This window comes from Vibrio sp. 10N.247.310.98 (assembly GCF_041467395.1).
GTDB lineage: Bacteria > Pseudomonadota > Gammaproteobacteria > Enterobacterales > Vibrionaceae > Vibrio > Vibrio crassostreae_C.
This window is the reverse complement of sequence record NZ_JBFSUL010000031.1, coordinates 15,976-40,938: the sequence shown is the minus strand read 5'-3', so window position 1 is coordinate 40,938 and position 24,963 is coordinate 15,976. Positions and strand designations below refer to the sequence as shown.

General features: G+C 44.3%; 19 protein-coding genes. 11 read left to right on the top strand and 8 right to left on the bottom strand.

The window, feature by feature from the left end:
* Window positions 1–3 precede the first annotated feature (3 nt).
* Both AB6E78_RS13510 and AB6E78_RS13505 read left to right on the top strand, forming a co-directional pair.
* Window positions 4–645, top strand: a complete 642-nt coding sequence (locus tag AB6E78_RS13510; RefSeq protein ID WP_372133791.1) for a cytochrome c — start codon at window positions 4–6, stop codon at window positions 643–645.
* A 9-nt stretch (window positions 646–654) separates the two neighbouring features.
* Window positions 655–1,716, top strand: a complete 1,062-nt coding sequence (locus AB6E78_RS13505; protein ID WP_372133792.1) for a c-type cytochrome — start codon at window positions 655–657, stop codon at window positions 1,714–1,716.
* Between the two features lie 141 nt (window positions 1,717–1,857).
* On the opposite strand, the gene AB6E78_RS13500 is transcribed toward AB6E78_RS13505, so the two are convergent.
* Together AB6E78_RS13500 and AB6E78_RS13495 are read right to left on the bottom strand one after the other, a co-directional pair.
* Window positions 1,858–2,787, bottom strand: coding sequence for a LysR family transcriptional regulator (locus AB6E78_RS13500; RefSeq protein ID WP_372133793.1), 930 nt, complete (start codon window positions 2,785–2,787; stop codon window positions 1,858–1,860).
* A gap of 26 nt (window positions 2,788–2,813) precedes the next feature.
* A complete protein-coding gene (locus AB6E78_RS13495) occupies window positions 2,814–3,254 on the bottom strand; it encodes an Lrp/AsnC family transcriptional regulator (protein ID WP_009845852.1) in 441 nt (146 codons plus the stop codon).
* A 141-nt stretch (window positions 3,255–3,395) separates the two neighbouring features.
* Here AB6E78_RS13495 and AB6E78_RS13490 point away from each other — a divergent pair, with 141 nt between their 5' ends.
* Window positions 3,396–3,980 (top strand): LysE family translocator, encoded by a 585-nt coding sequence (locus AB6E78_RS13490; RefSeq protein WP_017058847.1) that lies wholly within the window; start codon window positions 3,396–3,398, stop codon window positions 3,978–3,980.
* A 52-nt stretch (window positions 3,981–4,032) separates the two neighbouring features.
* Here the strand turns inward: AB6E78_RS13490 and AB6E78_RS13485 are convergent, their stop codons facing one another.
* Window positions 4,033–4,422, bottom strand: a complete 390-nt coding sequence (locus tag AB6E78_RS13485; protein WP_372133794.1) for a DUF1294 domain-containing protein — start codon at window positions 4,420–4,422, stop codon at window positions 4,033–4,035.
* Window positions 4,423–4,578: 156 nt separating this feature from the next.
* Here AB6E78_RS13485 and AB6E78_RS13480 point away from each other — a divergent pair, with 156 nt between their 5' ends.
* From AB6E78_RS13480 to AB6E78_RS13470, 3 genes are all read left to right on the top strand, one after another.
* Complete coding sequence (locus AB6E78_RS13480; RefSeq protein ID WP_372133795.1) at window positions 4,579–6,351, top strand: alpha-amylase family glycosyl hydrolase; 1,773 nt, start codon at window positions 4,579–4,581, stop codon at window positions 6,349–6,351.
* A gap of 353 nt (window positions 6,352–6,704) precedes the next feature.
* Window positions 6,705–10,403 carry a pullulanase-type alpha-1,6-glucosidase gene (pulA, locus tag AB6E78_RS13475; RefSeq protein WP_372133796.1) on the top strand — a complete coding sequence of 1,233 codons (3,699 nt, stop codon included), beginning with the start codon at window positions 6,705–6,707 and terminating at the stop codon, window positions 10,401–10,403.
* Between the two features lie 432 nt (window positions 10,404–10,835).
* Window positions 10,836–11,165, top strand: a complete 330-nt coding sequence (locus AB6E78_RS13470; RefSeq protein WP_017058851.1) for a hypothetical protein — start codon at window positions 10,836–10,838, stop codon at window positions 11,163–11,165.
* Window positions 11,166–11,267: 102 nt separating this feature from the next.
* Here AB6E78_RS13470 and AB6E78_RS13465 read toward each other — a convergent pair whose 3' ends face one another.
* Together AB6E78_RS13465 and lamB are read right to left on the bottom strand one after the other, a co-directional pair.
* Complete coding sequence (locus tag AB6E78_RS13465; protein ID WP_372133797.1) at window positions 11,268–12,095, bottom strand: MalM family protein; 828 nt, start codon at window positions 12,093–12,095, stop codon at window positions 11,268–11,270.
* Window positions 12,096–12,260: 165 nt separating this feature from the next.
* Window positions 12,261–13,481, bottom strand: coding sequence for a maltoporin LamB (lamB, locus tag AB6E78_RS13460; protein ID WP_017058853.1), 1,221 nt, complete (start codon window positions 13,479–13,481; stop codon window positions 12,261–12,263).
* Between the two features lie 433 nt (window positions 13,482–13,914).
* Here lamB and glgX point away from each other — a divergent pair, with 433 nt between their 5' ends.
* The 3 genes from glgX (at window position 13,915) to AB6E78_RS13445 (ending at window position 18,743) form a co-directional block, all read left to right on the top strand.
* On the top strand, window positions 13,915–15,900 hold the full coding sequence (gene glgX, locus AB6E78_RS13455) for a glycogen debranching protein GlgX (RefSeq protein WP_372133798.1): 1,986 nt from the start codon (window positions 13,915–13,917) through the stop codon (window positions 15,898–15,900).
* Between the two features lie 240 nt (window positions 15,901–16,140).
* Window positions 16,141–17,883, top strand: coding sequence for a diguanylate cyclase (locus tag AB6E78_RS13450; RefSeq protein WP_372133799.1), 1,743 nt, complete (start codon window positions 16,141–16,143; stop codon window positions 17,881–17,883).
* Between the two features lie 131 nt (window positions 17,884–18,014).
* The gene (locus tag AB6E78_RS13445) at window positions 18,015–18,743 is read left to right on the top strand and encodes a tRNA (adenine(22)-N(1))-methyltransferase TrmK (RefSeq protein WP_017069730.1); all 729 of its coding nucleotides are present in this window, start codon (window positions 18,015–18,017) and stop codon (window positions 18,741–18,743) included.
* Window positions 18,744–18,848: 105 nt separating this feature from the next.
* Here the strand turns inward: AB6E78_RS13445 and AB6E78_RS13440 are convergent, their stop codons facing one another.
* A complete protein-coding gene (locus AB6E78_RS13440; protein WP_372133800.1) occupies window positions 18,849–19,793 on the bottom strand; it encodes an acyltransferase in 945 nt (314 codons plus the stop codon).
* 332 nt (window positions 19,794–20,125) lie between these two features.
* Here AB6E78_RS13440 and AB6E78_RS13435 point away from each other — a divergent pair, with 332 nt between their 5' ends.
* A complete protein-coding gene (locus tag AB6E78_RS13435; protein WP_017072290.1) occupies window positions 20,126–20,926 on the top strand; it encodes a ferredoxin--NADP reductase in 801 nt (266 codons plus the stop codon).
* A 347-nt stretch (window positions 20,927–21,273) separates the two neighbouring features.
* On the top strand, window positions 21,274–22,266 hold the full coding sequence (locus tag AB6E78_RS13430) for a 2-hydroxyacid dehydrogenase (protein WP_017063995.1): 993 nt from the start codon (window positions 21,274–21,276) through the stop codon (window positions 22,264–22,266).
* A 120-nt stretch (window positions 22,267–22,386) separates the two neighbouring features.
* On the opposite strand, the gene AB6E78_RS13425 is transcribed toward AB6E78_RS13430, so the two are convergent.
* A complete protein-coding gene (locus tag AB6E78_RS13425; protein ID WP_065583767.1) occupies window positions 22,387–23,259 on the bottom strand; it encodes a patatin family protein in 873 nt (290 codons plus the stop codon).
* 217 nt (window positions 23,260–23,476) lie between these two features.
* The gene (locus AB6E78_RS13420; RefSeq protein WP_372133801.1) at window positions 23,477–24,928 is read right to left on the bottom strand and encodes a catalase; all 1,452 of its coding nucleotides are present in this window, start codon (window positions 24,926–24,928) and stop codon (window positions 23,477–23,479) included.
* Window positions 24,929–24,963 lie beyond the last annotated feature (35 nt).

Genomic DNA, 24,963 nt, shown 5'->3' with positions numbered 1-24,963 from the left:
CTCATGATTAAGCTGACCATTAAAACTCAAACTCTAACGCTTTGCATCGCTGCTCTAGGAAGCCTTTCTTTATCCGGTTTTGCACAAGCAGCGCCTAATCCAATGCCAGAAGCTGCAGAAACCTGTAGTGGCTGCCACCAAGCCGACGGGAAAGGCATGCCCAACATCGCCCCTATGCTTGCAGGGCTCAATGCTGACTACCTAGAACATCAACTGGTTCTGTTCTCAAGTGGCGAGCGTCAAAGCGCGATCATGAAAGGTATGGCTGATGGTGTGTCTGATCCTGCGATTCGTCGTGAAGTTGCAGAATACTTCGCTTCACTGCCTTCATATGACTTCACCGATTTAGAACAGCGCGGCTCACAAGCCGATATCGATAATCCCTATCGTAAACTTGTATTCCAAGGCGATTGGGATCGAAATATTCCTGCTTGTGCAACCTGTCATGGACCAAGCGGGATGGGTGTCGACAAATTCCCTCGCCTAGCGAGTCAGCACGCCGACTACATTCAGACTCAGCTCAACGCTTGGAAAAACGGCACTCGTAAGGGTGATGATTTAAACATGATGGGCAATATCGCCGGCAAGTTAACCGACGATGAGATCAAAAACCTCTCTTACTACTTCGCATCTTTCCGATACTAAAGGGCTCGCATGAAAACATTACTTCTAATTACCGCAACCCTTGCCTCTGGAATCACTTATGCCGAAGCTGAGTTGCCCGATCGCCAAACCGAACTGCCCGCCGTTGAAAAACCACAAGATAATAAATATCTGGTGCCACGAGACTTGGTTGATATCCCTGCTGGGGAATTTGGTGACAAAGTAAAACTGGGCTATTCCCTGTTTGTCGATTCACAACAGATGCGTGGTACGTTCGTCGGCAATGAACAAAACTGTGTCAACTGCCACATGCAAGCGGGCATGAAGCCTAACGCTGCCCCTCTTTGGGGGGCGTACATGGCCTACCCTGCGTATCGTTCTAAGAATGACAAGGTAAACAGCTACGCAGAACGTATCCAAGGTTGCTTCACCTACTCAATGAATGGTCTGCCACCGGCTGAGGGTTCAAAAGAGATGGTCGCACTGACGGCGTATTCATACTGGCTGGCGATGGGCGGCATCTTAGACAAGAGCGGCATGCAAGATACACCCGTTCCTGAGATTAGCGATGCCGACTTACAAGTCGGTGGTAAAGCGGAAAGCTTCCCTCTCCCTGAAGAGCTGTTAAGCAAATACCCAATCGATGGCCGCAGTAAGTTGGCAGGGCGTGGCTATCCTAAGATTGATAATCCTGAACAAGAGCCATCGATAGCGCGTGGTGAAAAGGTTTACCAAACCAACTGCCAAACCTGTCATGGTCAAAATGGTGAAGGTATTAAAGGGGCTGACGGACGTTCATACTTTCCACCATTGTGGGGCGAAAACGCGTATAACTGGGGCGCGGGTATGCACCGGGTGAACACCGCTGCCTATTTCATCTATGAAAACATGCCGCTTGGAAAGAGCCAGCAACTTTCGATTCAAGATGCATGGGATGTGGCTGCATTTGTGAATAGTCATGAACGCCCACAAGATCCTCGATACAAGGGTGATGTTGCTAGCAATGCTAAGCGCTACCACAATCACCAAGGTTACTATGGCAAAGAAGTTGATGGTCATGTACTAGGTACCAAAGCTTATCCGAGTGGTAAAGAAGTGATTCATGAGCATTAATAGGTATTAGTGAATATGAGCCGTTCACGCCAGCTATAGCTAAGCTTTACATTGTAAATCAGTGATAGCCGGAACAATTAAAAAGGAGCCAGATCGTGTGACGATCTGGCTCCTTTTTAGTTTGAACTATTAGAAACACAACTAACCTTGCTGCATCTTCTCCCAAATGGTCGGAGAGCCAATATAATCTTGAACTGTAGTAATAAACTCTTTGACCAGCTTGGTCTGTTTACGGTGCGGATACACAGCGTAGATTGCAGTATCAATCGTTGAAATCGGGTAATCTGGAAGCAACGTAACCAAGCCCAGATCTTTCATTGAGGCATACAGGTTTGATTGATCAAGGAAGCCATATCCTAAGCCATCTTTCACACAAGACACCATGGTACGAACATCACTGACCTTATAGTTGCCACGAATCGTTAGGCTTTGGAAGGTATTACCGCGCGGCTCTTCACTAATGCGCAGATGGTCGACCGTCATATCACCATTGGTATAAATCACCGCAGGTAGAGCGAGTAGATCTTGTGGCGTTTTCGGTTCACCGTGCTGCTTCACAAAATCGTTTGACGCGACCAACATGAAATTACTGTCGGCAATCTTCTTCGCAATCAAATTCGATTCAACAAGCTTACTGAAGCGAAACGCGATATCAAACTGCCCTGCAATGATGTTGGCGATCTTATCGTCTAGTGAAAGTACGATCTGAACATCTGGGTACTTTCTCATGAACTGAGTGATGATAGGTTGCAAATATTGCTGCCCAAAATAGATCGGTGAAGTAATTCGTAGCACACCTTTGGGTTCAGACTGGTATGAATCTGCAATTCCTTGGATCTGATTGATAGTGTCTTTCAGCACATAGGTTTGTGCGAGAATATCTTCCCCGGCCGACGTCAACGAAAACGAGCGTGTAGAGCGGTTAAGCAGCTGAACACCTAAATCTTGCTCGAGCTTTTTGATCTGTTTAGAGAGTGATGAGTTGTCCATATCGTGCAAGGTTGCCGCTTTGGTAAACGACCCTTGTTGAACCACATCTAAGAACAATAACAACTGATTGGTATTTGGCACTGCGCCTCTCCTGAAATAAAACTCGACTAGCGTTCGTCTTTAGGGGTATCCATCACAACCATAGTCGTAATAGATTGCACCTGAGCACATTCCCCAAGCACATCGGCATGAAACTTCTTATAGCCCGGTAGATCTTTGGTTTCTACCCTTAGCAAGTACTCGTTGGCACCGGTAATGTTGTGGCACTCCACCACCTCTTTTTCCATACTGACATGCTGTTCAAACTCTAGTTGAGCCGCTTTGCTGTGGCTTGATAAACCAATCGAAACGTAAGCAATAAAGCCAACGCCCATCAGGCCATTATCCAGAACTGCACGGTAACCTTGAATGATCCCTTTACGCTCGAGATCTTGTACTCGCCTTAAGGTCGCTGAAGCCGACAAACCAATTCGTTCAGAAAGCTCAATATTGGAGATTCTGCCGTCCAATTTAAGCTCTTGCAATATCCTTTCGTCAAATCTATCCATAAGTACTTATTATTGTGCATTAAGTGATAATTGAGGAAATAAAAGCACATAATTGCCTCACTTTCCACCTACTATGTTTCTCAACACGTGAAAGTCATGACCGGTCAGTCACTTCGTTCATTTTACTGCTGGAGAACCATAATGCCTTTAGAACAACTTAGCGCACTTGCCTTGTTTGCGTTTGTCTCGACCTTCACACCAGGTCCAAATAACATCATGCTCATGACATCAGGAGCAAATGTTGGCTTTGCCCGTACTATTCCGCACATGCTTGGCATTGCTCTAGGGTTTGCAGCCATGTTGCTGTTGGTTGGCTTCGGTTTAATGGGCATTTTCAACGCTTATCCGGTTACTCACCAAATCTTGAAATACCTAAGCCTTGCTTACCTCGTGTACCTTGCAATTAAGATAGCATTGAGCGGCAAAGCCAAAAGCACCGAGGCTTATAAGCCAATGACCTTCATCGGCGCGGCAAGTTTTCAGTGGGTGAACCCGAAAGGTTGGTCGATGGCGCTGACGGCAATTTCAGTCTATAGCAGCGGCAGTTCATGGTGGGAGCTTGCGATCATCGCAGGTATCTTCACGCTCGCCAACTTACCATCCGTGACATTCTGGACAGCGGCAGGTAAACAACTGCAACACTGGTTAACCACACCCGTCCGTATCAAAAGCTTCAACTACGGTATGGCAGGCTTGCTGTTAGCCTCAACGATTCCGATGTTATAACAAAATAGATTTCCTATGATGGTTAGTAAGTGATTACTAGCCATCAATTTCATTACAAGTATCCAATAACCTCGCTAAGCCAACGTCCAAACGTCGCCTGCCCGCTCGGGGTTAGTGTCCACACAAACGCCGCAACATTCACTGCCACTGTCACCCAATATATGGCTCTGAACGGCTGCTTCTGCGTTTTATGACGCAGCTTATCTTGAGCAATCAACGCCCCTAGCCAGCCACCAGCAACAGAAAAAATATGCAGAGTTTTCTCTGGCACACGCCAATTGCCATTGATCGCTGCTCGCTTGTCCTTCGCGTACACAAAAAACGTCACGAAACCGATAACCAAATACCACACCAACAGCGCTTTAGAACTTTCCGCAAACAACACAGACACCGCCAACAGAACCAAATAGGTGATAACGATTTGAATAGATGAAGACAACATGACTCCTTTTGAGCAACAGCTCACATACTGTAGCGATTACGCCCTGTAGATTTTGATAAGGATGAGCAAGGCATATTGTAATTCGGTTAGCCTGCAAAGAATAAACAAGCCCTTTCATCCCTACATAACATGATGGAAGTTAAAGGAATTATAAATATGTACAACCAAAAGTACGCCATCTACCAAGTTTTTACGCGTTTATTTGGCAATAAAAACACCCAACATGTTCCATGGGGCACAATCGAGCAAAATGGCGTCGGTAAGTTCAGTGATTTTACCGACAAAGCGCTGTCTGAAATCCGCAAACTCGGTATGACTCATATTTGGTATACCGGAGTGCCACATCACGCCATCATCAATGATTACAAACACATCGGGATTTCAGACGATCACCCGAGCGTGGTAAAAGGCCGTGCAGGATCACCTTATGCGGTAAAAGATTACTACTCAGTCAATCCAGACCTCGCTGAGAATCCTGATCGCCGTTTGGAAGAGTTCGAGGCACTCATCAAAAGAAGTCACGACAATGGTTTAAAAGTGATTATCGATATCGTACCGAATCACGTTGCGCGTCATTATAAAGGCTTAAACAACCCAGAAGGTGTCAGTGACTTCGGCGCTCAAGATGACACAACGCTGGAATACCACAAAGACAATAACTTCTACTACATTCCCAACAGCACCTTTGAATTGCCAGACATAGAGCCCGCCTTTACGCCGCTAGGTGGTGAACAGCATCCCAACCTAAACTCCCCGTTTATAGAGACGCCCGCCAAATGGACAGGTAACGGCTCACGTTTAGCCAAGCCTAGTTTCGATGATTGGTATGAAACGGTGAAAATCAATTATGGCATGCGACCAGACGATTCAAAAGACTTCCCTGAACTACCGAGTGACTATGCTCAACGCAATTACATGGATCATTTCCGTTTCTGGGAATCTGTTTATGTGCCTAACTCTTGGGCTAAATTCAGAGATATCGCCTTGTTTTGGTTGAATAAAGGTGTTGATGGGTTTCGCTACGATATGGCTGAGATGGTTCCAGTCGAATTTTGGAGCTACCTTAATTCATCTATAAAGATGAAAAACCAAGATGCCTTTTTAATGGCTGAGGTGTACCAACCGGACTTATATCGCGACTATATCCACTTAGGCAAAATGGACTACCTCTATGACAAAGTAGATCTGTACGACGGTCTAAAAGACATCATGCTAGGCAATACTTCCACGGCTATCATCCCCAAAATCCAACATCAAATGATGGATATTGAACATCACATGCTGCACTTCTTGGATAACCATGATGAACAACGCATCGCGTCTCCTGAATTTGTAGGTGACCCAAATATAGCGAAGCCTGCAATGCTAGTCAGCGCGTTATTGAGTAGTTCTCCAACCATGATCTACTTTGGGCAAGAAGTCGGCGAACCGGGCGCGGAGAATGCAGGCTTTGGACAGCCCTCACGAACTTCCATATTTGACTACATCGGAGTCCCACAACACCAAAAGTGGATGAACCACGGCGCATTCGATGGCGGGCTATTAGACGAAAACGAAAAGCAGCTGCGTCACTTCTATCAAAAGGTAATGAACTTTTCGCTAGAGCACTCATCGATAACAGGTGATTACCAAGACTTACACCAGTGCTGTAACTTAAGTGATTCAGTCTACGCATTTCTGCGCTCTGACCACCAAGAGCTAACCATTGTTGCAGCTAATTTCAGCCAACATACCACTGAAAATATTCACTTAAAGATTCCAAGTGATGTAATCCAAAAACTCAAATTAGTTGATGGTCGTTACATACTCAATGAATATATTGAAGGCATAGCGCAACAAGTGCTCGACATTGAGAACAGTGTTGGCAGTTTTAATATTGAATTGAAACCGCTGGCGTCTTTGGCTTGGGTGTTATCCTTAAATGGATGATATACCTATCAATATAAATTACCGAACAGCTCGCTTTTAGCTAATTGATAAATAACTTAATTTCCACATTAAATTAACACTCTCTCAATTCGATATATTACTCACAATAATAAGGATGAGCTCTCATCCTTATTAACTACGCCTAGCCTCTACGCCTTACATTATTGATATTATGCAAATGAGTCATTGATCCAATTAATTTAACAATAACCAAATACAAAGCGTGATATTGACACTAGGTTTCCTATATTTACGAATTTAAAATAACTTTATACATTGCCATCACAAATAGTTGACCTTGGTTAAAGCTAGGATATTCATCTTCATAAAAAGTGAAATATGGATATCAAAACGTGAACAACATAAATATTAATAAAATTATCTCTCTACGAAATACCTTCAACAATACCAAAAAGAAGAGCTTCAAACGCTCTACATTGGCCAAAGCAATGTTACCGCTCTTCACCGCTACTTTGATCGCGGGTTGTGGTAGTGATAATGATAGCGACAACGGTACAGCCCCTGGCAACAGTGGTTTATACCCTGCAGCTGAAAACGAAGTCGTTATTTACTACAAACGCGATGTTGCCGCTGCCAGCTCATCTGGCTCAACTTACGACGGTTGGGGGCTGCACCTTTGGAATGGTGAAGGCTGTACCAGCACAGATTTAGTCGGCATGGGATTAAGTGAAACCGGAACCGACTGGAACAGCCCTTACGAATATGATGGTATCAGCGATACTTACGGTGCCTATTATGTGTTGAAAGTTGACCCAGATGCCTCTGACCCACACAAATGCATGAACTTCATCTTGCACAATGGTGATGAGAAAGCATTTGGCAGTGCCAATTCTAAAGTCGAGTTAACTAAGCTTGGAGATTCACAAGGCGTATTTGGTTTCCATGGCAGCAGCGAGCTGTACTACGACCCTATTTCAGAGCGACCAGTCAATATTGATGGTCAAAAAGCACACTGGCTAGATGCAACCACAATTGGTTGGGAAGCGGCTAGCAATGCAGACTCTGTGAAGCTTTTCTATGCACTAGACAACAGCATCACAATGAACGATGACAAAGAGATTGTCGGTGGAACTGCAATTGAACTAAGCAAAGACGGAGAACTATCTTCTGAATTGAAAGAGCGTTTCCGACACCTTGCAAGCTTACCTGCCCTAGCTATCGATGTTGACGACAGCACACTTCGCACTATTTTAAAATCTCAGATAATTTTTGTTGCCTACAATGCCAATGGCGATGTTATCTCTTCAACTGAGGTTCAAAAACCTGGTGTGCTTGATGCGGTATTTGCTAGCGAAGATGCTGGTAATGCAATGGCTGAAGAACTAGGCGCAATTGTTGAAGGCAGTGCGGCGACCTTCAAGCTTTGGGCACCAACCGCGCAAGATGTAGAACTCGTTCTATACAGTGAAGATCTGCTAAGTTCACAAGTAATCCCGATGACGGAAAACACTGAGACAGGCATTTGGGCGACTGATGCCGTGTCTAATGCAGTGAACAGTTATTACCGTTACCAAGTGAAGGTTTATCACCCAACCACAGGCAATATCGAAACTCGCCTTGTGACAGACCCATACTCTCTCAGTTTGTCAAAGAACTCAGCATACTCTCAAGTGATTGACCTAAATGATTCAACCTTGAAACCAGCGAACTGGGACAACTACCAACGACCAACCGTAGAAAAAGACGAAGACCACGTACTTTACGAATCACACCTACGTGACTTTAGCTTCAGCGATAAGCTCGGCACAGCTAGCCTAAATGGCAAGTACCTCGCTCTTACAGAAGCCGATCGTGAGTCGGTCAAACACCTACAAGCTCTCCAAGAAGCAGGTTTAACTACGCTGCATATCTTACCAGCATTTGATATCGCTACCGTCGATGAAGATGCCGCGAGCCGTGTTGATATCACCGACACCGTAGGAAAACTGTGTGATGTAAAACCGACAGCTACCTTATGTGGAAGCGAAGACGAAAACAAAGTCATCGAAGACGTACTCGATGGTTATGACCCTTCAACGGGTGACGCACAAGCATTAATGAATGACCTTCGTATGCTTGATAGCTTCAACTGGGGCTACGACCCATTCCATTACACAGTTCCTGAGGGAAGTTACGCGACCGATCCTAATGGTTCTCAACGTACTCTCGAATTCCGTCAGATGGTCAAAGCTACGCACGACATGGATCTTAAGCTGATCATGGACGTGGTATACAACCACACCAATGCGTCTGGTGTGAACGATAAGTCGGTACTGGATAAGATTGTCCCTGGGTACTACCACCGTCTTAACGTCAACACTGGTGGCGTAGAAAACTCGACTTGTTGTGACAACACTGCGACCGAAAACCTGATGATGGGTAAATTGATGGTCGACTCACTTAAGGTGTGGGCTGACGACTACAAAGTGGATGGTTTCCGTTTTGACTTGATGGGCCACCAGCCAAAAGATGTAATGGTCGAAGCATTGGAAGAAGTGCGTAAAATCGACCCGAATACTCTATTCTACGGGGAAGGCTGGGACTTTGGTGAAGTCGCCAACAACGCCCGCTTCGATCAAGCAAACCAAATCAATATGGCAGGTACTGAGATCGGTACATTCTCAGACCGTTTGCGTGACGCCGTTCGTGGTGGTAGTCCGTTCGACGGTGGCGTCGATTCAGCAGGCAACCACCCACTTCGCTTTAACCAAGGCTTTGGTAACGCAGCGATTGCCAATGAAGAAACCAAAGTTGATCAAGATTCGATCAATGGTCGTTTACATAACCAAGACCTTGTTCGTTTGGGGATGGCAGGTAACCTCGCAGAATACGTACTGATTGATTACAAAGGCGATACCAAATTGGGTAAAAACGTTGATTACAACGGCGCGCCAGCTGGTTACACCAAGATGCCTTCAGAGAACATTTCTTACGTATCGAAGCATGATAACCAAACGCTTTGGGATAACAACGCTTACAAAATCGCCACTGGTACTAGCTCTGCAGAGCGTGCTCGCATGCAGTCTGTATCACTCTCTACCGTGATGTTAGGCCAAGGCATACCATTCATCCATATGGGGTCTGAACTGCTACGATCTAAGTCTATGCAGCGCGATTCTTACGATTCTGGTGACTGGTATAACCGCGTCATGTTTGACGGTACTGACAACAACTGGAATGTTGGCTTACCACGTGAAGATAAAGATGGTGCGAACTGGGATCTGATCAAAACTATCATTGCTGACAGCACTGCTAAACCAGACGCAGACGACATTGAACTGACTAAGCAGCAATTCCTAGAACTACTAAAAATCCGTAGCTCAAGTGAACTGTTCCGCTTAGATACAGCAGACGAAGTCATGAAGCGTGTCGACTTCCGTAACGTTGGCGAAGATCAAGTCGAAGGCCTGATTGTCATGTCGATCGATGATGGCGTGTCTGCGGGCGACGATCTTGACCCTGCAAATGATGCGATTGTGGCAGTTGTAAACTCAACTAATAAATCTCAATCATTCAAAATCACAGGAGCAACCGGCTTTACACTTCATGACGTTCAACAAAACTCGGCTGACGACACAGTGAAAGGCGCAAGCTTTGCCGCTGAAACCTTCACAGTCCCTGCGCTAACTACCGCTGTATTTGTACAAGCTCAAGGTGATGCACAAGGTGCTGGCCTGCCAGTTGATAACTCTGGCAAGGATGTATCGAGCATTCCGCCATACGGCCAAACAACCGTGTATGTTCGTGGGGATATGAATGGTTGGAACCCTGTTGATGATTGGGCGATGAGCTTTGTTGCTAATGGGGTTTATTCTGTAACAGGCAATTTGGAAGCAGGTAACTATGGCTTCAAGTTTGCAGATGCTGATTGGAAAACACCTAACTTTGGTTGCGATTCTGTAGAGCTTGCAAGCGTGTCAATCGATATTGGCACAGGTGGCAATTGCCAATTGAGCGTAACGGAAGCGGGCAGCTACACCTTCACCTTGAATGCCATTCACGAGCTTGACGACAATGTAGACAAAGCTGTGGTATCTGTCACTAAGAATTAAGCTCCAAGCTTAGGTTCAAGTAACAGATAATAAAACAAGCGAAAGCTAGCCTTTGGGAGACGTCAGTCTCCCTTTTTTACAACTATTGAGCCCAGCAGATTTAAGCAAATAATAAACAACTGCATCGCCCATTAAAATTCGGGGCATTTCCAACCATACTTTATAGCCCCTACATTCGATTACATGGCTGAAAACTTAGAACTAAAGGGAAAGGATATTCCTTAGAACCGTTAAAACCAAATCTTAACGATATATCATAGTAGGAATGCCGCTCTCCCTTAAGTGAACAGAATTAATCCTGGCAGCCTTTTTTGAAGGGTTACGCCCTACAATTACGATTAAAATACATTCAATTCTCGATGTAATATTCTATCAACAGCAAAACACCGCAGTTGTTTGCGGTGTCGTTAAATTTTGATTAGGAAAACTTCCATGAACCGTAAACATATCATCAAAACCATCCAAATGGGCATCGTGACTACAGCATTGATGGGCGGGATGGCTTTGGCTAATACCACTGATCTTGTAGAATCTACCGACGCTGCTCGCGCCCTGGCACATACTCCTAGCACTGCAACAACGCAACAAATACAAGCTGAAAATGCCGCGCACAAACAGGCACTGCAAACACTTGAAAGCAACGGTAATGTTGATCAATATATGGAAACGGATAAAGCAGGGGAAACGACTACTGGTCACGTATCAAAATGCGAAAATACAGAAGTCCCTTTAGGCGAGAAAGTTGCTGAACATTGCAAATAAAAAGCATATACATTAAAGCGGTATTCGATAGGGTTCCTTAGAAGATGCTAACCGATGCTTAAATTACAAGCATTGCACTTTTAAAGGAACCCTTTATCTATATTACTTGGCGTTGACGGCTCGCACAAAGGCTTCTTGTGCACCTTCAATACCAAGGGCTTTTGCTTCATCTAATAAGCTAAGTGCTTTGGGAATATTGTCTGCGTCTACTGCTGCTTGAATGGCATTATGGTAGTAAGTTTGTGTTTCTGGTTGAATAGTCTCAACCTTAGCTGCTGCCGCTGGTTTAGCGTTAGATTCACTGCTAGAGCCAAATGAGAAGAAGCCCACTCTATCAATAGTCACTTCAATCTTACCGACATTCGCGTTTGGAACGGGGATGTCTTCTACTTCTGGCAGGTAGTTACCGCGGCCTTCCGCATCTAAACGTGCAGGGTGAATGACATCAGTAAAACCACCAAGATCTTCTTGCTCTGTATAGATAACTAAGTAAACAGATTCAGCAGTTGTCGGTGGGTAAAAATCATTTTCTACAACAAGACGGTTGCCCAAATGCAACCTAGGCTTCGCGTATTCGAAGCTCTCTTTGCCATAACGCTCTAACTCGCGACCGTTTTTATCGTAAATCACGGCATTCGGCACAAATGCTGTATCACCGAGCATGCTGGTGATCTTAATAGAGTATTCACCGCGATCCGCTGGTAGCTCGATCGCTACTACAGGGCTGTTTATACCCTGATAGTTTAAAATTTGACTGTCTGGTGTTACATCGAAAATTGCCGAGCTTGGAAGCTTCATCGGGGCAAATTGAAGACCAGCAATAGAGTTAACTTGTTCAGCCTGTGCCACTTGCACTTGCTCGACTACTTGTGCAGATTGACAACCGGCCAACGCAACACAACCACTCAACATTAGAGCTTTAAAATACATAACCCTTCCTTCTTGTTATTTTTTTAAGAAATTTACTAACTTTAATTACCACAAAGAGAACTATTCACCTAGGGAACGATCAACTTAATCGTACATTCCTTAAAAAAATAGCCGACGCGAGCCGGCTATGAATTAGGACAGTTTAGGATTTGTTAAGCTAAGTGTTTACCACCAAGCTTCAGCTTGGATACCGAACACGTACTCAGTATCGTCGCCGTTGAATGCATCTTTGTTTTCAGTATCTAGGATGTAAGAACCGTAAACACGAATTTCAGGACGAGCCCAGAAGCTGTCACCCATAGCCCAAGCTTGAGCTACTGTGAACTTAGCGTTACCGAAATCTTCTTTAGCTAAACCGCTGTCTGAAATTTTCTCACCAGCATTGTAACCTGCTTCGAAGATAGTACGCATAGTGTCGTTCCACTTGAACATTGGACGAGCAACTACAGAGTACTGGTCGATATCAAAGTTTTTGTTTGTGTAAACGCCTGCAGCTTGACCACCGATGTCGCTACCAGATAGGTATGCTAGTTGGTGACCCATTTCCCAAGATTCGCCTAGGTTCATTACACCCCAGTTGATCAAACGGAAACCAGATGCATCGTTGAATGCTTCAGTACCACGAGCGTAGTATGTACCTGAACCCCAGAAGTTAGCCGCCTGAACACCGTAACCGTTAGTACCGTATTGAAGGATAGTTTGGTGGAAACCGTTATCCATACCTTGGTGAATGATCGCAGAAGCTAGTAGGCCATCATCCGCTTCTTCACTCTTATCATCAGAGTCAGTTGCAAAGTTGTACGCTAATGCTAGCTCTAGAGATGCATCTTGCCATAGGCCAATGTTCGCTAGACGAGCATCAAAAATGTAACCTGTAGACTCGTCGTGGTCACCGTCTTGAATCAGCGCAACAGAAAGCTTCTGGTCACCAATAGATAAGTTTTCAATACCACCACCGGTACCTGACGTGTTTAGGAAGTAAAAGTCAGTGATGTGGATATCTTTACGTTGGTAGTATGTTTTACCAGCCCAAAGCGTTGCTTCTTTGTCTGAAGCGATCACGCCTTTAGCTTTAACAGCAAATTGTGCAACGTTGAAATCACCGTCTTCCCAACCATTAGAACCGTTGTTGCCTTGAGCAATCATAGATTCTACGCGCCACGTTTGCTCGCCAGTTTTTAGTTCTTCAGCTAGACCAAACTCGTAGTAGTTGTCATTTTCGTTACCTAGACGACCAATACCGTTTTTATTTACTGATACGTCGCCGTTACCGTTACCGCTAATACCAGTACCAGCACGCATGTAGCCATTAAAATCTACAGCGAACGCAGAGCCAGCAGCTAATGTAGTTGCCACTGCAACAGCAATCAAACTTACTTTTTTCATTCTTAACTCCATTAAGGACGATTTATTTTAGGTTTTTATATTTTTGCTCTCTTGCGGCAACCAAAGGCAGTAATGGTAGTCGTAAGATAGAGAGGTTTAGGGTTTCCCCTGATTCGTTTCAACGGGGTCAATATTAAGAGGGGATGACAAGTTTGACTTCCTCCGCCCCTAAGTTAATTAAGGGGGACTAGAGGGGAGTAGAAAATATACAGAATGGTGTTTTAAAGAGGTAGATCACTTAATATAGGAGGAGTAGACAGCACACAGATCTAATTATTCAACATAAGTGAGATCTAGCTCAAATATATAATTTGAACTTCATCGATGAATTATTTTTTTACCGTAATTAATCTGTGAAGTTGCTTGACCTTACTGTGACAAAGCCTTTTACTAATAGTTCACTGATGTTGATAAACGAACAAGAAATCAAGCAATGACTAGAACGCTCGCTCGCCCTTATCCGCTAGGCGCAACGCTAGGTAACACTGGCTGCAACTTCTCTATTTATTCTCCTGACTGTAAATCTCTTTCACTCGCTCTTTTTGACGAGAACGACGAATTCACCACTTATAAATTGGAAAATGAATACGCTGATATCAGATATGTCTTTATTGATGGTATTAAAGCGGGGCAAAAATACGGCTTCATTGCCGAAACGGACAATGGCCCTATCCTGCTTTCAGACCCGTATGCCAAAGCAATAAGCGAACCGCTCGATTACGTCACGCCATATACCAATGAAAAAAGCTTTGCTATGGCGAAATGTGTCGTTGTTGATGACACCTTCGATTGGCAAGATGTAGAAAAGCCACGCATTAGCCGCGAAGATACCGTTCTTTTTGAAACGCATGTAAAAGGTCTATCTCAACTGCACCCAGAAGTGGCTGCCAATACTAAAGGTCGTTACTTAGGGTTAGTGAGCCCTGAAATGCTTGCGTTCTACAAACAACAAAATATCAACTCGCTACAGCTTCTACCCGTTGCTGCGTGCATGCATGAACCTCATCTATTGGACATGGATAAAGTGAACTATTGGGGTTACAACCCATACTTGTTCATGGTGCCAGACCCACGCTACGCAGAAAAAGACGCTGTTAATGAACTCAAAACCGCCATTCGTGAACTTCACCGAAATGGCATCGAAGTCATTCTAGACGTGGTGTACAACCACACAGCAGAAGGTGGCGAAGGTGGTACAACCTTCAACCTCAAAGCGCTAGATAGCCGCTACTACATTAAACATGGCTGCCATTACGCGAACTTTACTGGTTGTGGTAACACCGTTGATCTCACCCACCAGCCAGCACTCAACTTAGTGATGGATACGCTTCGCTATTGGGTAAGTGAGTTCCAAGTCGACGGCTTCCGTTTTGATTTGGCTGCAACACTGGGGCGCGAAGGTGACAACTACAACCCTGAGGCTGCATTCTTTAAAGCTGTGGCTCAAGACCCTGTACTTAAAGAAACCAAGCTCATTGCAGAACCTTGGGACATCGGTCCGAATGGCTACCAAGTGGGTAATTTCCCGCTAGGCTGGAATGAGTGTAACGACAAACTACGAGACATCACACGTAGCTTCTGGCGCGGTGATCAGGGTTACCTAAAAGAGTTTGCTACACGCCTAATGGGCTCTCGTGATATCTACAGTGCAGCGCACTGGCCTTACAAACTCACCGTCAACTACATCACTTACCATGATGGCTTCACCATGCAGGACCTTGTCTCGTACAAGCACAAGCACAATGAAGAAAATGGTGAGAATAACCGCGATGGGCATGGTGATAACCGTTCTGAAAACTACGGTGTTGAAGGTGAAACCGAAAACCTGTTAGTTATCGCAACACGTGAAAAGCAGAAACGCAACTTCATGGCGAGCCTGCTGTTTGCTTTTGGTATTCCTCATATTTTGACGGCCGATGTGTTATCTCATACTCAAAAAGGTAACAACAACGCTTACTGCCAAGATGGCGTGACCAGCTGGCTTAACTGGGAAGATTCAGAGCGCAAGACTTACTTCAAGACTTGGTTATCTGAAATGATCTCTGCTCGTCAGCAATACATGGTGCCGTTTATTAAGGCATTCAGTGGCGAAAAGCGTAACTCTAACCGCATCTTCTGGAGCCGTGTCGATGGCACACTTATGGAGCATGACGACTGGAACCGCTTAAGCTCAGTCGCTTTGCATTTAGGTATTGGTAAAGATGGCGACGAGTTAATTTATCTTATCAACCAAACCAATGCGCCAGCACGTTTCTCGTTACCGAATGACCGTGAACAAAACTGGGTAACCATCTGTGATACCAACTCGCGAAACGTTAAACCCGGTCATGCAGAAGGTGAAATGTTGTTGTCGCCAACTTCGATGGCAATTTTGCACTATTCGCCAGATCAGGCTGATTTGATTAAAGCAAAAGCTTAGTCAGCTTAATAAAACACCGAAAACCATAGAAGCCAGTTATATTTACAGCTGGCTTTTTTGTTAGCTGAATATCACAAAAATCATTCATCCATATGGAATCATTTGCATTGATATGGTTAATGAAACTGTTTAGTATTGCCGTACTATAAAAATGAATCTATAACGTCTTTGGATATCATGGCTTTACCTAAAACATTAATTCGGCTTTTTAAACCATACATTATTTTATTAACTGGAGGGATGCTCTATCTTGCTATGACTCAGCTTGAAAAAGTAGAAACAGCAGCAACAGAACAATCATCATCAAACATTCGTATCGCAAGCTCTACCATTCGTTCCAACATCGAAGCCACATTCGGCAAACTCTATTTTTTAGAAACCAGTCTAGGCTTGCCTAAAACGGCTCCAATCGGTGATAAAAAATTCAGAGAATTGAGTGATAATATTCTAAGAAGAACACCAAATTTCTCCGATATCGTTCGATACCAACCTAACTCCCAACATTATGTCTCCACTCGTGGCCTTCCTCTTTCCAATGAACAAATCGCCACAATACAATGGCATTCAATAGACGGTGTTGTAGAAGATTTTTACATCTCTTCCGTTTACCAAAAAGCCGATGGACGATGGGTTTTCGCCGTTAAACACACTGCAGAAAAGCTCAACGAAGAAATATGGATTGAGTTTAATTTAATGCATACCACGCAAGGTTTAAGAGATTTAAAAACGCTTAATAATGGCTATGTATTTGTTGTAGACAGAGCAACAGAGCGACTGGTATTCCACCCGGATCCACAGCGTATCGGTTCTAAATCCATCAGCTTCCATGCAGGGATCAGCCACCAACTCTCACAAGGTGAAACCGTTGGTAAGCACGAATATTACTATCAAGATAACTTCAAAATATCGGTATTTGACGCAGACAACAGCTTAAATTGGGTGTTCATTGCGGGCACTGACCGCCATGACATCTTAACCAGCTCACATCAATTTACGTTGACGGGCTTAGTACTGGGCTCACTCCTGCTATTGTGGATTGGTGCCAACTATCTGGCTTATCGTTTGAACGTGTCCTTGTCGCAACTGAATAAAGTCGATGACCTTGTAAGCTTTAAGCGAGAGTTAAAATCCATACTGGATAGTTTCACCTACCAAAAAGGCATTCAATTCTGTCTCTATCAGCTTGAGAACCACGCATTCAGTACCATCGACTATCACGGAAACAAATCCACGGTACATTGTGACAAAGCCCTTGCAGAGCGATTTACACCGGACACTATGGCTTACCGAAGCGGAAAGTACGCAGACCCATTAGCGTGTAAACTCAAAATACACCAACGTCATTACTGTATTCCTTTGCACTCTCGTCAGCAGTTGATCGCAGTGTTGTACGTAAACGCAAACTTACCGATCAGCCAGAGTATTCTACGAATGATCCGTGATTACACTGAAGTCTCTTTGTCTAACTTACTGCTTCAACATCAATTGAGCAGCAAAGATCTGATGACGCAGTTAGACAATAAGAGCAGTTTCAGCATCGCCATCGAAAACTACGTGAGCGAGCCCGATACCTATGTCGCTCTGCTTGATATCGATAACTTCGACCACGTAAACCGAGCCTACGGTGAAGCGGTGGGCGACAAGATGATCAAGCTGACTGCAGAATCGATACGCAGTTACTTCCCCAAGCCAAAGGGACTTTGCTTGGCTCGTGTTGGAGGAAAGGAGTTCGCAGTATTATTCAAAGCCAATGATGTGAAAGATGCCAAATTCCAGCTAGACCAGTGCAGAGTCGCAATCGCGGAGAAAACCATCGTCACTCCAGATATCACCTTATCGCTAGGGGTTAGCGTGGGATACTCGCAAATAGAGGGTGAAACAGACTCAGCTTTAGCGCTGGCGGAACAAGCGAAACTTATCGCGCAACAACTTGGTAAGAACCGAGTGGAAGGCCATATCAGAGCCGTTGCCAAAGCATCGTAAACCTATACTTACATTTCTGTAGCCATTACAAAGCACCTAGGATTCATACCCTAGGTGCTTTTGTTTTTATGGAAAGTCATTACAATGCGCGTTCAACACGACAATACCCCTTTTCTAACGACACGAGCCTTATGAAGCTAAGTAACCGACTGCAAACTCTCCATTCCCTTGTCAGCAATGACTACCAACATATTTGGGACTGTTGTTGTGATCACGGCTTCTTGGGTGTTCAACTGTTGTCGGATAACAAAGCACCTCAGCTTCACTTTGTCGATATTGTCCCGTCTCTTATGAGCGATTTGGAAAGCAAACTTACGCGTTACTTTCCGCAAGGTGCAATAGCAGAACAGAAAGTGACTAGCCAATGGCAAGTCTACTGTATGGATGTCGCCGCTATCCCGCTTGAGAAACATACTGGCAAACACCTGGTGATTATTGCGGGCGTCGGTGGCGATCTTACTCAAAAGCTCGTCGATGATATTCATCGTCAACACCCAGACAAAGCGATCGATTTCTTGCTTTGTCCGGTGCATCAGCAATTCGAGTTGAGAAGCCATTTAAAGGCGATCCATTTTGGTCTTATTGATGAAGTGTTGATTGAAGAGAACCGTCGTTATTACGAGATTTTATTGGTGAGTAATAGTCGCGGTGATTCAGAAAAGAGCCAAACCGTTAGCGAGATATCAAACGTCGGTGACAAGATCTGGACACCAAGTTGTGATGAACAAGTGAAGGTATCACAGCAATACAAAGCCAAAACATTGCAGCACTACTTACGTATCCATCAAGGACAAGAGAAGCAAGGCAAACCTAGCCAAGTAAAGCATATTATTGATGCTTACCAGGCGGTTAAGCCATAGTAAGTACTAACTTAATTGTTTGAATATTAAGAAAGTCAAATTAATAAAAAAGCCGATAGTTCAATGAGCTATCGGCTTTATTAATGCTATCGATTCAGTTTTAGCTTACTGTTCTTGTTTCTTATAAGCCACATCAGGCTCGTCAACTGTCTCTACCTCAGAAGGCTTATCAACCCCATAAACCGTATCAAGGTAGACGTCTTTCTCTTTCCACGTGCTGTTCAACCAATTGTGGAAGCGACGTTTAAAAGCCTTATCTTCAAAGTAATTACCGTTCACGTTCTCATCCATTGGATGCAATTTAATACGCACAACGACCTTAGTCATTTTGCCCTTCAGCATATCTTCAAACGGAGAGGTTTGGTTTTCAGGGTAAGCTAAGGTCACATCCACGATGCCATCCAAAATTGGGCCCATTGCAGATAAAGCAAATGCCACGCCCCCAGTTTTCGGCTTCAATAAGTGGCGATAAGGGGTCTTTGCTGACGCCAGTTTCTCGTGGTTTGCACGAGTCCCTTCAACAAAATTGACCAATGTTGTCGGTGCTAATTTGAACTTAGTACACGCTTTATTGATTGCATTAAAATCATCATTACGGCGTTCTGGGTTGCGTAATAGGAACTCACGAGAGTGGCGTCTCATGAATGGCATATCTAAGCCCCAGCAGGCCAAGCCAACAAATGGTACGTACAACAATTCATGTTTCAAGAAGTACTTCGTCATCGGCATTTTGTCTTTTAGGATTGAAGACAAAATCACAATATCTGCCCAGCTTAGGTGGTTAGACATCATCAAATACCACTGCTTGGTCGAGATATCTTCCCCCCCTTCCACTTGCCATTCGATATCGTTATTGGCGTTCAACATCCATAAATTAAGAGAAGCCCAATACCAGAATGTGAAGTTAGCTAAGCGAGTGCATGATTTTTGAACGACAGAAATTGGCAAAATAAGTTTGATTAGGGCAAACAGGATCACAGCCAATGCGGTGAATGCAGTATTAATGGTCACGAACAATACGTTCAAGGCCATACGAAGATTATCAAGCATAAAACACAGTTATATTGAGAACGAAAGCCGCCATTATACGCATCTATAAATTATTCTCTTCAGTAATTGATTGAATATCCTAGGGGTCAAACCACTCAACCTATGTTAACGATGTTCAACCAGCTAAAGTCTATTAAAACGAAACCAAAAACACATGTACGAGTCATTTGGACTCAAATAGTATATTTTCTTTTTGACAACATTCGACCCAATAATTAACCTTCAATAAGTATTGATAAGCATTCTCATTATTGGCATGGTACATGCAACTCTAAAGTGTAAATAGTTGAGTATCCTTAATGAGATAACTTCTCTTCTTAAAGGTGGATGATATGACAGATATTCCTCATGGTTTAGTTACAGGCAAAGTCCTAAACAAAACAGAATGGACAGATCAATTGTTCTCACTCCAGGTTAGTGCACCTGTCTCTTCTTATCAGGCAGGTCAGTTTACTAAGCTTGGCTTGCTCAATAACGAAGGTGAGTTTGTGAGACGCGCTTATTCTATGGTGAATGCACCAGAGCACGAACAAGGTCATCAACATCTGGAATTTTTGATTATTAAGGATCAGAACGGTCAGCTTTCACCTCAACTTCATGAGTTGAAGATGGGCGATGACATCTTTGTCGGCAAAGACCCAAGTGGCTTTATGACCTTAGATGAGATCCCAGAGATCGCCGACGATCTATGGATGCTTTCAACCGGAACCGCGGTAGGCCCATTTATCTCAATACTTGAGAGCATGCAGATACAGCAAAATGAGTTGGCTTCAGACAAAGCCTCTTCATTCAAGAATCTGGTTCTAGTGCATGCTGTAAGAACAGAGCAAGACCTGACTTATCGAGATCGTATCACTCAACTCGTTAATCACTTTCAAGGGAGACTTAAATATGTGCCAATTATTTCTAGAGAATCAGTTACCGGAACTTTGCGCGGACGAATCCCAAATTTGTTACTTGGAGGCGACCTCGAGCAAGCCGCGTCTGTCGCTTTCAATCAAACCCGCAGTTTTTTCTACCTTTGCGGCAATCCGCAAATGGTTCGTGACACAAGCGAAGCGCTAACTAGCTTAGGTTTCGAAAAGCACTTACGCAGAAAACCCGGTCAATTCAGCAGTGAGAACTACTGGTAAATAACAACCGCCACTCGTTAGACAGAAGCACAACTTTCAAAGAACAGTTAGAGAAGAGGTTTTATATGAGTCATTTACGTATTCCGTCACACTGGAAAATTCAACGTTCCACACCCGAAAGTAAGATTCATTCAATATTGATGAACTTATAAGCAAGCAACCTCGTAATGTGATTTTTAATGTTCAATAAGTGAAGACAAAAGATCAAATAACCATAGCAATTACAATGACTAATGGTGATAGACAAGAGAAAAAAACTCTAGCACACTGAACAGAGTTATTAGTTTTAATCCCGTCTCAGAGAATGAATTAGTGGGTTATTTATATTTTAGGTAAGAAAGGAAGCCATGCTCAACATTGCTTTTTTTAGCTCAAAATCATACGACGAAAAATCCTTCGAACTGGCAAAAGGCGAACTCAACGCTGAGTTTCATTTTCACGATTTTCGACTCACCACAACAACAGCAAAAATGGCGCACGACAACGAAGTGGTTTGTGCGTTTGTAAACGATGACCTATCGCGAGACGTGTTAGAGATTCTTGCTCAAGGCGGCACCAAGTTAATCGCGATGCGCTGTGCGGGCTTTGACAAGGTCGACCTAGACGCAGCCAAAGAGTTTGGCTTGCAAGTGGTACGCGTTCCTGCTTATTCACCAGAGTCAGTAGCAGAACACACGGTCGGCATGATGATGTGTTTAAACCGCAAGCTGCACAAAGCGTATCAGCGTACTCGTGATGCAAACTTCTCTCTTGAGGGCTTGGTAGGCTTCAACTTCCACGGTAAAACTGTAGGTGTGATAGGCTCTGGAAAAATTGGCCTAGCGACCATGCGAATTCTGAAGGGTTTAGGCATGAATATCCTATGCTATGACCCATATCCAAACCCGTTAGCTGTTGAGTTAGGCGCTAAATACGTTGAACTCGACGAACTTTACCAAGAGTCTGATGTGATTTCTCTACACTGCCCAATGAGTAAAGAGAACTACCACCTATTAGATGCGACTGCGTTTGAGAAGATGAAAGACGGCGTGATGATTGTCAACACCAGCCGTGGTGAACTACTGGATTCCACAGCTGCTATCGAAGCGCTTAAACAGAGTAAGATTGGCGCACTTGGTCTTGATGTGTATGACAACGAGAAAGAGCTGTTCTTCCAAGACAAATCAAATGACGTGATTGTCGATGATGTGTTCCGCCGTCTATCTGCTTGTCACAACGTGCTGTTCACAGGTCACCAAGCTTTCTTAACCAAAGATGCTCTGTTCAATATCGCCAATACAACACTCACCAGTGTTGATGCTTTCTTTGCTGGCAACACCAGCGGCAACGAACTCGTTTAATAACAGATTGAGTTAACAGCAGGCTGAGTTAAAAACAAACTAGGTCTACAGATACAAAGCCACGCTATTCTGAAGTGAACAGCGTGGCTTCGTCGTTTATTCAGTATTCTAAAACTGTTCCTAGACGCAGAAATGACAATCTTCAGTGTCTAAACCATAAACGCCTTTTCTAATAGCAAGGTGCTCTTCACCGGCTTTGACGCCCATCTCGTAACCTGTATTAAGAGTACTTTGATCCATAGTTAAACGCTTAACCGCGAAGGCTTCAGGTGGCGCTATCACTTTAATAGTCGCATCTTTGGGTGGGTTACGAATGAACTCCAGAGACTGGTTGTAGTTTTCAGCACGTACCGCCATCGACTCAGCAATATTCGGGAATTTCTTTAATAGTTTCTTCAGCATCCATTGGTGCTTTTGAGGCTTCATTCGGTAGCTCAATGGGTGAGACAGAATCACGGTAATATCGCGTGCGCCACGGCGATATGCTTCACGAACCGGAATCGAATCGGCTACACCGCCATCGGTATAACAGCCACCAGAGAAACACGGAGTTTCACGGTAAGCGATAGGTAAAGCCGTTGTTGCTTCAACAACATTAGAAAGGTTTTCTGGCTTAATATGGTAGTAGTCTGCACTGCCCGTATCGACATTTGTGACAGCAGCAATGAGTGGGATACTTGAAAACAACTCACCACAATCCAGCGGATAACGTTGATTGGATTCGTTCCATAACCATTTAACATCTACCAAGTTACCGCCTTTGGCAAAGCGAGCAGGATTAAAGAAAGTTTTATCCGTCGCCATCGTGGTGATCACATCATAACTGCGTTTTGGTGCATGAGATAAGTAGCCAACCAGATTCGACACACCTGCAGATACGCCGATGGCAAAATCATAAGGACGGAAATCGTCTTGCATGAAGGCGTCTAAAACTCCAGCAGCAAAAATACCTCTCATTGCTCCACCTTCAACGATTAATGCGCTCTTATTCATCTCAAACTCTTCTACTTTATAAACTGATAGTCGTAGAATAATCCCATCACTCTTACAAAGATAATGGGATAGATTTATCAATTCGATAGGTAAAAACTATCAATGTGGATTATTAAATTTTTCAATGATTTAGGGTTGCTTAATAAACAGCGAGATCAAAAAAGGCCGTTGAGTGATTCACTCAACGGCCTTTCAATTAACGAATCAAGATGATTGATTACGACTTAAATTCGCTCACGTCGATTTCAAGCAGTTTACCAATGCCTTCACCGTATGCAGGGTCAGCTTTGTAACAGTGTCTTAGGTGACGCAATTGAATCTCTTTTGGCACGCCGCCTAGGTTGCGAGCAGTGTTATCAAAAAGAATCGCTTGCTTCTCTGGTGTCATTAGGCGGAACAAGTCACCCGGTTGCGAGAAGTAATCTTCATCTTCGCGGTGATCCCAGTGTGCTGCTGCGCCATCTAGGTTCAGTGCTGGTTCAGCGAAATCTGGTTGCTCAGCCCATTGACCTTCGTTGTTTGGCTCATAACCTAATGTGCCATCGAAGTTACCATCGACACGCATCGCGCCATCACGGTGGTAGCTGTGTACTGGGCAACGAGGCGCATTCACTGGAATGTGCTGATGGTTTACACCCAAACGGTAACGTTGTGCATCACCGTAAGCAAACAGACGACCTTGCAGCATCTTGTCTGGCGAGAAGCTGATACCTGGAACTACGTTCGCTGGGTTGAATGCTGACTGCTCTACTTCTGCGAAGAAGTTTTGCGGGTTACGATTTAGCTCTAGCTCACCCACTTCGATCAACGGGTAATCTGCATGAGGCCAGATCTTAGTCAAATCGAAAGGGTTGTATGGAACCTTCGCTGCATCCGCTTCTGGCATCACTTGTACTTTCAACGTCCATTTCGGGAAATCTTGGTTATCGATGCTGTCTAGCAAATCACGTTGGTGGCTTTCGCGATCATCACCGATCACTTGTGCCGCTTCTGCATCAGAAAGGTTCTTAATACCTTGCTGAGATTTGAAGTGGAATTTAACCCAGAAACGTTCGTTGTCAGCATTGATGAAGCTGAACGTGTGACTGCCGAAACCATGCATGTGGCGGTAAGTCGCAGGGATACCACGGTCACTCATTACGATAGTAATTTGGTGCAGAGCTTCCGGCAAAGAAGTCCAGAAATCCCAGTTGTTTTTCGCGCTGCGCATGTTGGTGCGTGGGTCACGTTTCACCGCGTGGTTTAAGTCAGGGAACTTAAGAGGATCACGAAGGAAGAATACTGGCGTGTTGTTGCCCACCATATCCCAGTTGCCTTCTTCAGTATAAAACTTCAATGCAAAGCCACGAATATCACGTTCAGCATCGGCAGCACCGCGCTCACCCGCAACTGTTGTGAAACGTGCAAACAAGTCGGTTTTTTTACCTATTTCAGAGAACAATTTTGCCTTGGTGTATTTTGTGATGTCGTGTGTAACGGTAAATGTGCCGTAAGCACCTGAGCCTTTCGCGTGCATACGACGCTCTGGAATCACTTCACGATCAAAATGGGCCAATTTCTCCAAAAACCAAACGTCTTGAAGAAGTTGTGGACCACGTTTGCCCGCCGTTTGAACATTCTGGTTATGAGCGACAGGACAACCCGCAGCTGTGGTCAGTTTTTTACTCATGGTCTATTCCTTAAGGTTAAAGATATCGCATCGTT